Source organism: Saccharopolyspora sp. NPDC002376, from assembly GCF_053593195.1.
In genome coordinates this window covers 25,427-34,792 of record NZ_JBSFBZ010000071.1, presented here as the reverse complement: position 1 = coordinate 34,792, position 9,366 = coordinate 25,427, and the positions used below count along the sequence as shown (strand labels likewise).

Below are 9,366 nucleotides of genomic sequence, written 5' to 3'. Positions count from 1 at the left end.
CAATTTCGCGAGAAATTGACCGTCACCCGGGTGAACGTCAATTTCTCGCGAAATTGGCACGACCTGCACAACGCCAAACCTGGCGATCACCGGGTGTAGCGGGGGGTTTCACCCTGGGATAGGTCAATTTCTCGCGAAATTGGCAACTCTCGCCTGGTCAGGTGAGTTCGGCTACTGCTCGGACGAGCTGGTCTACTTCGGCTGCGTTGGTGTAGTGGGCGAGGCCCACTCGGACTGCGCCGCCGACTTCGGCTAGGCCGAGGACTGCGAAGACTCCGTGGGTTCCGGGGTCGGCGAAGGCGCAGACGCCTCGCTCAGCGAGGTGCTCGACCGCGTCTTCGGCTTTCACACCAGAGACCGTGAACGCCATGGACGGGACTCGGCGCATCGCGTCGCCGATGAGCATCACGTGGTTCATCTTGCGGAGGCCGTTGGTCAGGTTCGCCAGGAGTCCCGCCTGGTACGACTTCACCGAGCCCAGCGAGGTCAGCAGCCGTTCCCGGCGCGGACCCACTGCGGCGTCGTCGAGTGCGGCCAGGTAGTCGACCGACGCCACCAGACCGGCCAGCAGCGGGTAGGCGGGCGGGCCGAGCTCCATGCGCTCCGCGCCGCGCGCGCCGGATTCCAGCGCCACCGACGGGAGCTGGTCGAGCATCGCCGCGTTCTTGAACACCAGCGCACCCACCGGCGGACCGCCCCACGCGGAGGCGTTCACCGCCACCACGTCGGCGCCCATCGAGGTGATGTCGAGTGGGACGAACGGCGCCGCCGCCGAGGCGTCCACCACGACCAACGCGCCGTGCTCGGCCGCTGCTTCCGCCGCCTGCCGCACGTCCGGCCGGGTACCGACCGCGCCGGAAGCGGCGGTGATCGCCACGACCTTCGTGCGCGGGGTGACCAGTTCCTCGTACTGCCAGGTGGGCAGCTCGCAGGTCTCGATGTCGACCTCGGCCCAGCGCACCGTGCCGCCGGAGCGCTGCGCCGCACGCTGCCAGGGCGCGACGTTGGCCGGGCTGTCGAGTCGGGAGACGACCACGTCGTCACCGATCATCCACCCGTCGCCGAGCGCGTCGGCCAATCTCTGCAGCAGCACGGCGGAGTTCGGACCGAGCACCACACCCGCCGGGTTCGCCCCAACAAGGTCGGCAATAGCGCGACGGGCGGCTTCCACGATCGCCTCGGCGCGCTGCGAAGCGGGGAAGATCCCGCCTGGACCGGACACCGGGGCCCGCAGCGCAGTCGACGCCGCAGTCGCCACTTGTTCAGGAACCTGCATGCCTGCCGGGGCGTCCAGGTGCACCCACCCGTCGCCGAGCGCGGGGAACAGCCCGCGAACCGCCGCGACGTCGAACGCCATGCAGCACACGTTACGTACGAGACAGGCGGTACCAGCCGCCGGGTGGCCGATATCGCATCAAAACCGATCACGGACTCATTGCGCGCGGCGAAACCTCGGACACTGCGAGCACGCGGTGGGTGACGTGGTGTATTTGATCTGTGGCGGACCGAACAGGACAGACCGGTCACCGCCTCACGCGAAGCGTTCCGCTACCCGCCAGGATGGAGACATGACGCGCGAAGACAGTGAGGGCAGACCGCAGGTGTTCGTGGTCGGCGAGGACGGCAAGCCGATCGGCGCCATCGCCGAAGGCGAGCAGTCCGAGCGCGGCGAGGACATCAACGAGCTGGTCGAACAGCCCGCCAAGGTGATGCGCATCGGCACCATGATCAAGCAGCTGCTGGAGGAGGTCCGGGCGGCGCCGCTGGACGAGGCCAGCCGCAGCCGCCTCAAGGAGATCCACCAGTCCTCCATCCGCGAGCTGGAGCAGGGCCTGGCGCCGGAGCTCATCGAGGAACTGGAGCGGCTGTCGCTGCCGTTCGCTCAGGAGAGCACGCCGTCGGAGTCGGAGCTGCGGATCGCGCAGGCCCAGCTCGTCGGCTGGCTGGAAGGACTGTTCCACGGCCTGCAGACCGCGCTGTTCGCCCAGCAGATGGCGGCCCGCGCCCAGCTGGAGCAGATGCGCCGCGGCCTGCCGCCGGGCACCACCACCACCGACGCCGACCCCGGCCACCCCCGCGGGACCGGCCAGTACCTGTGACGTCCGGGGACCACAGTTTCAATTGAAACTGTGGTCCCCCGTGCCTGGGATTTACAGTTTCAATTGAAACTGTGGTTCGCGCAGCCCCGGGGCGGACGGCGAAGGGTATTGCACCGGCTGCACGGTCGAGTGATGCCCTGGCCCGGAGCAGCCACCATCGATCGGTACTCTGGCTCACTGTGCAGTCCACGAGCACGGTAGACCGCCCAGAAGCGCCGCCCGCGACTTCGTCGCAGACCTGGCGGAAAGCCTTCAAGGACATCAGTGACGCCTACAGCCAGCGACAGCTGTGGGCGCACCTCGGCTGGCAGGACATCAAGCAGCGCTATCGCCGCTCTGTGATCGGCCCGCTGTGGATCACCATCAGCATGGCCGTCACGGTCATGGCGCTCGGCCTGCTGTACTCGCAGTTGTTCGAAACGAAGCTGGAAGACCACCTGCCGTACCTGGCGGTCGGTTTCATCGTCTGGGGCTTCATCTCCAACTGCGTCAACGAGGGCTCCGAAGTCTTCATCTCGAACGAGGGGCTGATCAAGCAGCTCCCGGCGCCGGTTTCGATCCACGTGCTGCGGTTGTTGTGGCGGCAGGTGCTGTTCTTCCTGCACAACCTCGCCGTCTACTTCGTGCTGCTGATGATCTTCCCCAAGCCGCTGTCCCTCACGGTGCTGCTGGCCATCCCGGCGTTCGCGCTGATCGCGATCAACGGTGCCTGGGTGATCATCGTGGTGGGCACCATTTCGACCCGATTCCGGGACATCCCGCCGGTCACGCAGAGCATCGTGCAGCTGATGTTCTTCATGACGCCGATCGTGTGGAACTACGACCAGTTCAAGACGAACCCGAACCCCGCGATCGCCGAACGCGCCCGCTTGGCCGAGCTCAACCCGTTCATGCACTTCCTGGAGATCGTCCGCCAGCCGATGCTGGGCAGCCCGATCGTCTGGCACCACTGGCTGATCGTCGGAGTGTTCACCGTCGTGGGGTGGGCGGTGGCCCTAGTCGTGCTGCGCAACTACCGCTCCCGCATCTCCTATTGGGTCTGAGTGAGGTCGAACTGTGGTCAGCATCGACGTCTGGAACGCAGCGGTCGACTTCCCGATCTTCGACGCGAAGTCCCGCTCGCTGAAGAAGGCCGTGCTCGGCAAGGCCGGCGGCAAGATCGGCACCGACAGCCGGGTGCCGATCATCGAGGCGCTGCACGACATCGACCTGTCGCTGCGGCACGGTGACCGGGTGGCCCTCGTCGGCCACAACGGCGCCGGCAAATCCACCCTGCTGCGGCTGCTCAGCGGCATCTACGAACCGACGCGGGGCAGCGCGCGAGTGGTCGGCAAGGTCGCGCCGGTGTTCGACCTCGGCGTCGGCATGGACCCGGAGATCTCCGGGTACGAGAACATCATCATCCGCGGGCTGTTCCTGGGCATGAGCCGCAAGGAGATGGAGAAGCGGATCGACGACATCGCCGAGTTCACCGAGCTCGGTGACTACCTGGCGATGCCGCTGCGCACCTACTCCACCGGCATGCGGGTGCGGCTGGCGCTCGGCGTGGTGACCTCGATCGACCCGGAGATCCTGATCCTGGACGAGGGCATCGGCGCGGTCGACGCGGAGTTCCTGGAGAAGGCCCGGGACCGGCTCAACGACCTGGTCAAGCGATCCGGCATCCTGGTGTTCGCCTCGCACTCCGACGAGTTCCTGATCGAGCTGTGCAGCTCCGCCATCTGGATGGACAAGGGCGGCATGCGCGAGCAGGGCTCGCTGCGCGAGGTCCTGACGCATTACAAGGGGTACGACCCCTTTGAGCACCTCAGTGAGGAAACCCTGGCCCGGATCGGCGAGTCCGCGGCCACGATCGGGAGCAAAGAAGGCGCATGAGCACCGACTCCGCACAGCAGCTGCCTGCCGGGTCCGTAGTCGCGGTGATCGTCACCAGGCACCGTCGCGAGCTGCTGGCCGAGTCCCTGAAGGTCATCGGGAGCCAAACGCGGTTGCCGGATCACCTCGTGGTGGTCGACAACGGGCCGGACCAGTCCGCCGAGGACGTGGTGGCCGACTGCTCGATCCCGTCGACCTACATCTCCTCGAAGCGCAACCTGGGCGGCGCCGGCGGCTTCGCGCTGGGCATGCTGACCGCGCTGTCGCTGGGCGCCGAGTGGGTGTGGCTGGGCGATGACGACGGCCGTCCGGCCGACGAGCAGGCGTTGGAGACGCTGCTGGACGTCGCCACCAAGCGGCGGCTGGCCGCGGTGTCGCCGGTGGTGGTCAACATCGACACCCCGGACAAGCTGGCGTTCCCGCTGCGCCGCGGCCTGACCTGGAAACGCCGGGTCAGCGAGCTCGGCGAGGGCGACTTCCTGCCCGGCATCGCGTCGCTGTTCAACGGCGCGCTGTTCCGCGCTTCGACGCTGGACGTGGTGGGCGTGCCGGACTACCGGCTTTTCTTCCGCGGCGACGAGGTGGAGATCCACCGGCGGGTGGTGCGCTCCGGGCTGCCGTTCGGCACCACGCTCAAGACCCGCTTCCTGCACCCGGACGGCTCGGCGGAGTTCAAGCCGATGCTGGGCGGCCGGTTCCACGCGCAGGACCCGTCGGACGTGAACAAGCGCTACTACACCTACCGCAACCGTGGCTACCTGCTGTCCCAGCCGGGGATGCGCAAGATCGGGGCGCTGGAGATCGCCCGGTTCGGCCTGTACTTCGTGGGCCAGAAGCGCGACCCGAAGGCCTTCAAGGAGTGGCTGCGGCTGGTCCGCCAGGGCCAGCGGGAGCAGTTCTTCCGCCGTTGATCGTCGGCTCGTGAGCGCGTAGCGGGGTTCTAGCCCGGCTGCGCGCTCACGACGTTTCTGAACCAGTTGCGACGCAACGGAAAACAGTCACCGGGCGGTCACGAAACGCTGAGAGTGGCCTGAGAGCAACCTGAGTTCGCAGCTCACGGCGTTGCCTGGAGTGGTGTTCTGCACACCCGCCGAGTGCCGCGACAAGCCCGGGACCAGCAACTACTATTCTCCACCCGTGCTCAGTGGCCAGGAGGAAAACCGCCGAATGGACGATGATCCGGCGCGCGCCGAGATCAACACGCGGCAACCGTCCGCGAAGCGGCTCAAGCTGTTCGCAACGGTCTTCGGGCTGCTCGGCACCGTGCTCGCCCTGGCGGTGCCGTTCCTCCCGGTCAACTACGAGATCACCACGCTGAAGTGGCCGACGGCGGAAGGCACCAAGTCGGTGTCCGCGCCGCTGGTGAGCTACTCGCCGCTGTGGCTGAAGGCCGACGTGCCGTGCGCCTCGGCGCGCAGCCTCGACGAGCGCACCAACGGCCCCGGAATCCTGCTGAGCACCAATCCGCCGTCCTCGGACTACGGCAACCTGACCGGCTTGGTCCTCCAGGTCGACAACGGCCACCTGACGCTGCTCAACAAGGGCCAGCAGATCGGCACGGTGCCGCTGCCCGACGGCGACTGCACGATCGCGCTGCACTCCGACGCCTACGAGACCACCGCCACCGTGGGCGGCGAGTCGCTGGCCAACCTGCAGGGCGACCAGCGCCCGCAGCTGACCGGCATCTACTCCGGGCTCAACGACGGCATCGACAACGTGCACGGCCTGTCCTTCGAGGCCCGCGTCGACAACCGCTACGAGAGCCAGCCGACCACCCTCAAGATCGCCGTGATCGCGCTGGCCGTGGTGGCGTTCATCGGCTCCCTGGTCTGCCTGCGGCGGCTGGACGTGCGCGCCGGGCGGCGACCCCCGAAGTGGGCCCCGCGCGGGTGGTGGAAGCCGACGTTCCGGGACGTCGCGGTGATCGGCTCGCTCGTCGTCTGGTGGGCCATTGGCGCCATGACCTCGGACGACGGCTACATCCTGACGATCGCGCGGGCGCGCGAGAGCTTCGGCTACGTCAGCAACTACTTCCGCTGGTTCGGCGTGCCCGAGGCGCCGTTCGGCTGGTTCTACGAGCTCTACGCGCTCTGGGTGCAGGTCTCGACGGCGACGCCGTGGGTGCGGTTGCCCGCGCTGCTGATGGGCATCGTGTCCTGGCTGCTGATCAGCCGCGAGGTGCTGCCCCGGCTCGGCCAGCAGGTGCGGCGCTCCAACGCCGCCGGCTGGGCCGCCGCCGCGGTGTTCCTGGCCTTCTGGCTGCCGTACAACAACGGCCTGCGCCCGGAGCCGGTCGTGGTGCTGTTCTCGCTGCTGGCGCTGTGCGCCGTCGAGCGCGCCGTGGCCACCGGGCGACTGATGCCCGCCGCGCTGGGCCTGGTCGTCGCCGCGCTGTCGGTGGGCGCGAACCCGCACGGCATGGTGTCCGTGCTGCCGTTCATCGCCGCGCTCAAGCCGCTGTACCGGCTGGTGCGCAAGCGGGCGCAGGAGTTCGGCTGGCTGCCGGTGCTCGCGCCGATCGCCGCATCCGGGTTCATCATCCTGACGCTGGTGTTCTCCGACCAGACGTTCAAGTCGGTCATGGACGCCACCGAGCTGCGCACCGACCTCGGCCCGAGCCAGAGCTGGTACGAGGAGCTCAGCCGCTACAACCTGCTGTTCAGCCCCACACCGGACGGCTCGATGACGCGGCGCTTCCCGGTGCTGCTGGTGATCCTGTGCCTGGTGACCTGCGCGGTCGTGCTGCTTCGCCGCAACCGCATCCGGGGCGCTGCGCTGGGCCCGAGCCGACGCCTGCTGGCGATCACCGCGATGTCCTTCGGCGTGCTGGTGCTGACCCCCACCAAGTGGTCCCACCACTTCGGCATCTTCGCTGCGTTCGGCGGCGCACTGGCCGCGCTGACGGCCTTGGCGACCAGCACCACGGTGCTGCGCTCGCGCCGCAACCGGGCGGCGTTCATCGCGATGCTGATGGTGATCCTGGCGTTCGCGGCCACCGGCCCCAACGCCTGGTGGTACGTCTCGGGCTGGGGTGTGCCCTGGTTCAACATGCCGCCGCAGATCGCCGGCTACAAGCTGAGCACGATCTTCCTGGGCATCGCGGCGATCGCGCTGATCGTGGCGTTCATCGAGCATCTGCGCATCGACGAGAACAACCCCAAGGTCGTCGACGAGCGCTTCGGACGCGAGGAGAAGCGCAGCCGGGCGCTGCGCCTGGGTACCGCGCCGCTGTCGATCGTGTGCGCGCTGCTGGTGCTGTTCGAGCTGGCCAACTTCGGCAAGGTCATCCAGAAGCAGTGGGGCAGCTACAGCATGGGTGCCGACAACGTGAAGCAGATCGTCGGTTCCAGCTGCGGCCTGTCGGACTACGTCTACGTGGAGACCAACCCGCAGTCCGGCATGCTGCGCGTGTCCCCTGAGCAGCCCAGCAAGGGCGCGCCGTCGCAGGACGTGCGCATCCCGATCCCGCCGACCCGGCTGGAGGGCAAGGAGGACATCGACGAGTACATGCGGGCCAAGATGGTCGGCTTCAACCGGCCCGGCCTGCCCGCCGGCGACGGCACCGACCCGCAGGAGCCCGACTGGAAGCCGCCGCACCAGTTCGGCAACGACCGGGCGCCGGTGTGGGGCAGCTACGACCCGGCCGGCACGGGCACCGGTGAGCTGCGCACCCAGTGGTACGACCTGCCGGAGCGGGCGCAGACCGGTGAGGTGCCGGTGGTGATCTCGCTGGCCGGCAACGAGTTCGGCGCGAACTCGATCGCGCTGGAGTTCGGCCACGACACCCCGGACGGGTTCCTGGTCACCGCCCGCAAGTACGTGGTGCAGCCGGGCGGCCCGGGCTGGCGCGACTTCCGCTACACCGTCGGCGGCCTGTCCGAGGGCGCCACCAAGATGCGCGTGGTGGCCACGGACAACTCGCTGGGCCCGAACGGCTGGATCGCGGTCAGCGCGCCCCGAGCGCCGCAGCTGGTGAACATGACCGACTTCGTCGGCGACCAGCCGGCGTTCGTGGAGTGGACCGGCGCGCTGGTGCACCCGTGCCTGCAGCTGCCGGGCATGCACAACGGCGTGGCGGAGATCCCGAAGTTCCGGGTGTCGGCCGGTGCCGAGGTGCGCGAGATCGGCCAGGGCTGGTCGTCGCCAGACGCGGGCGGCCCGTTCGGCTGGCTCAACGTGGCGACCAGCATGCGCGAGCTGCCGACGTACCTGAAGAACAACATCCACCGGGACTGGGGCTCGCTGTACGCCGTGGACCCGTACGAACCGGACGCCCTGCCGGCCCAGGCGGCGATGGACGTGCACACCGAAACGCACTGGGGCAACTGGACACCGGGCCCGCTGTCGAAGACCGTGCACCTGCCGGGCGACGTCCCGAGCAGCGACGACCGCAACGACGTCAAGGCGTTCGAGGCTCCGGAGGAGCAGGAACCCGACCAGTGACGACCGAGGGGCTCCCAAATTTCCCTAAATTTGGGAGCCCCCTCGCTGTACCTCAGGTACGCCGTGGGCGAAATGCGCTGGTCGGTCCTCTGCTGAGGGTGAAAACGGGTGTTGCGGCCGGGTTTGGCGTGGTGCGCTGCGATCCGGGTTCTCGACGGTCGAGGACCACTGCGATTGGGGGTTTCCATGCCCGACTTGCGACCCGGCCTGGTGCTGCACCTCGCGGGCGTCAGCCAGCCGCTGCACATCGCGCTCGAACAGGGCGAGGCGGACGCGCTGCGCGACGTGCTCGCCGACCTGATGGCCAACGGCGAGACCAAGGCGCTCACCACCGCCGACGGCGGCAGCTTCGCGGTGAACTTCGCGCACGTGGCCACGGCGCACGTCGAGACGACGCGCTCCGACGCCAACGCCTACGGCGCCCCGGCCCGGGGCACCGGCTTCCGCAACTGATCAGAAGTCGCCGGGGCGGTTCGGGTCGAAGCCGACGGGCGGATCGGCCTGGAGCTGGCCGTCGGCCAGCCGGATCGTGTGCTGGGTCGGCGTGCCGCTCGGGCAGCAGCCCGGATCGTCGGCGTTGTACACCGGGAACTCGACCCGGACCGCCGTGCCGTCCTGGGAGACGATGCTCACCAGGCCGACCTCCATCTTCTGCGCGAGCCGCTGCCCGTCGAAGAAGAACACGGCCTGGCAGCGGCCGTTCGCGCTGCCGGTGCACATGGCGTGGATGGCCCGGACCGGTCCGGTGAGCTCGCTCTCCGGCGGGGTCGGGGTGAAGCCGTCCGCCTCGATCTCGGCCATCGCGGCGGCGAGGTCGAAGCTGTCGGCCACCGGCTCGCTCGTCACAGGTGCCGGCGGTGACGGAGCGGGCTCGGGGGCCTGACCGCAGCCGACGAGCAGGACGGCGAGAAGGGACAGCAGTCCCGCAGAACGACGCACCAGAACCTCC

General features: G+C 68.6%; 8 protein-coding genes. 6 read left to right on the top strand and 2 right to left on the bottom strand.

Features of this window, described 5'->3' with window-relative positions; translation table 11 throughout:
- Nucleotides 1–157: 157 nt before the first annotated feature.
- Nucleotides 158–1,357 carry a cysteine desulfurase-like protein gene (locus tag ACWCO2_RS32390; RefSeq protein WP_450131598.1) on the bottom strand — a complete coding sequence of 400 codons (1,200 nt, stop codon included), beginning with the start codon at nucleotides 1,355–1,357 and terminating at the stop codon, nucleotides 158–160.
- 211 nt (nucleotides 1,358–1,568) lie between these two features.
- Between ACWCO2_RS32390 and ACWCO2_RS32385 the strand changes: the two genes are divergently transcribed.
- The 6 genes from ACWCO2_RS32385 to ACWCO2_RS32360 all read left to right on the top strand — a co-directional run bounded on the left by ACWCO2_RS32385 (nucleotide 1,569) and on the right by ACWCO2_RS32360 (nucleotide 8,870).
- Entirely contained in the window at nucleotides 1,569–2,099 is a 531-nt protein-coding gene (locus ACWCO2_RS32385; protein WP_450131597.1) for a bacterial proteasome activator family protein, read from the top strand.
- 179 nt (nucleotides 2,100–2,278) lie between these two features.
- Nucleotides 2,279–3,142 carry a galactan export ABC transporter permease subunit Wzm/RfbD gene (wzm, locus tag ACWCO2_RS32380; RefSeq protein ID WP_450131596.1) on the top strand — a complete coding sequence of 288 codons (864 nt, stop codon included), beginning with the start codon at nucleotides 2,279–2,281 and terminating at the stop codon, nucleotides 3,140–3,142.
- A 13-nt stretch (nucleotides 3,143–3,155) separates the two neighbouring features.
- Nucleotides 3,156–3,974, top strand: coding sequence for a galactan export ABC transporter ATP-binding subunit Wzt/RfbE (gene wzt, locus ACWCO2_RS32375; RefSeq protein ID WP_450131595.1), 819 nt, complete (start codon nucleotides 3,156–3,158; stop codon nucleotides 3,972–3,974).
- A complete protein-coding gene (gene glfT1, locus ACWCO2_RS32370; RefSeq protein ID WP_450131594.1) occupies nucleotides 3,971–4,885 on the top strand; it encodes a galactofuranosyltransferase GlfT1 in 915 nt (304 codons plus the stop codon). Before wzt ends, glfT1 begins: the two co-directional genes overlap by 4 nt.
- Nucleotides 4,886–5,141: 256 nt before the next feature.
- The gene (locus ACWCO2_RS32365; protein ID WP_450131593.1) at nucleotides 5,142–8,417 is read left to right on the top strand and encodes an arabinosyltransferase domain-containing protein; all 3,276 of its coding nucleotides are present in this window, start codon (nucleotides 5,142–5,144) and stop codon (nucleotides 8,415–8,417) included.
- A 186-nt stretch (nucleotides 8,418–8,603) separates the two neighbouring features.
- On the top strand, nucleotides 8,604–8,870 hold the full coding sequence (locus ACWCO2_RS32360; RefSeq protein WP_450131592.1) for a hypothetical protein: 267 nt from the start codon (nucleotides 8,604–8,606) through the stop codon (nucleotides 8,868–8,870).
- On the opposite strand, the gene ACWCO2_RS32355 is transcribed toward ACWCO2_RS32360, so the two are convergent.
- A complete protein-coding gene (locus ACWCO2_RS32355) occupies nucleotides 8,871–9,356 on the bottom strand; it encodes an LppP/LprE family lipoprotein (protein ID WP_450131591.1) in 486 nt (161 codons plus the stop codon).
- Between the last annotated feature and the right edge of the window lie 10 nt (nucleotides 9,357–9,366).

Bases quoted from the DNA above. Each gene is read 5' to 3' on its own strand.
- ACWCO2_RS32390 (WP_450131598.1), bottom strand. From the start codon at position 1,357: ATGGCGTTCGACGTCGCGGCGGTTCGCGGGCTGTTCCCCGCGCTCGGC.
- ACWCO2_RS32385 (WP_450131597.1), top strand. From the start codon at position 1,569: ATGACGCGCGAAGACAGTGAGGGCAGACCGCAGGTGTTCGTGGTCGGC.
- glfT1 (WP_450131594.1), top strand. From the start codon at position 3,971: ATGAGCACCGACTCCGCACAGCAGCTGCCTGCCGGGTCCGTAGTCGCG.
- ACWCO2_RS32365 (WP_450131593.1), top strand. From the start codon at position 5,142: ATGGACGATGATCCGGCGCGCGCCGAGATCAACACGCGGCAACCGTCC.
- ACWCO2_RS32360 (WP_450131592.1), top strand. From the start codon at position 8,604: ATGCCCGACTTGCGACCCGGCCTGGTGCTGCACCTCGCGGGCGTCAGC.